This window comes from Bradyrhizobium oropedii (assembly GCF_020889685.1).
Taxonomy (GTDB): Bacteria; Pseudomonadota; Alphaproteobacteria; order Rhizobiales; family Xanthobacteraceae; genus Bradyrhizobium; species Bradyrhizobium oropedii.
In genome coordinates this window covers 1-676 of sequence record NZ_JACMYO010000476.1, presented here as the reverse complement: position 1 = coordinate 676, position 676 = coordinate 1, and the positions used below count along the sequence as shown (strand labels likewise).

Below are 676 nucleotides of genomic sequence, written 5' to 3'. Positions count from 1 at the left end.
GGAAATCCGCTCGTGGCGTAGGCGTTGCGAGTGCGTGGTATGTCGCGCGCCTTCGCGCCGCGGCCGTAAATTCCCTTGTAAGCGTCAAAGAGAAACATCTCTGCGACCCATGGAGGCCTGAATTGGATACGACTGGGACAATCACATCATTTTCTTCCACACCGATGACGAGGTTTTCGATCGGGGGCGACGTCTACGGAGTGCAGGATGCGAGCACGAGCTACAGCCTGACCAATCCTGATCCGCAAACTCTGCGCTTCCAAGTCCAGCAGGGTGATCATGCCTGGTATGATGACTCGTCTGTCGACCGCTCCGAAGTATCAGGCGCGGGCAACATTCCCGGCGGCACTCCGCTCAACTTGAACTATCAGTTCATGGTGGAGGCAAATGGCCCCAACGGGTCATTTACGAATACCGCAGATGGCTGGTTCATCGTCGGACAGATGCACAATGATGATAACTCGAGCGGCGTGGGCACCTCGCCGCCGTTTGCGATCCAGCTTGTCGGCGATCATCTGCAGGTTGTCGCCAGATATGTCCAGCCGGGTCAGGACCCGAGCAACGGGGCCGGCAATGTGCAGACGCTCACGCTCTGGACTGACCCCAATCCGATCCAGACGGGCGTGTATAACAACATTCAAATACAGGCCGATGTTTCGAACACCGGTGGCGGGTA

Annotated in this window: 1 protein-coding gene; it reads left to right on the top strand. The window is 57.4% G+C overall.

Annotated elements, in window-relative coordinates:
• Window positions 1-122: 122 nt before the first annotated feature.
• Window positions 123-676: hypothetical protein (locus H8A95_RS43375; RefSeq protein ID WP_229188497.1), on the top strand; the 554-nt coding region annotated here is incomplete at its 3' end.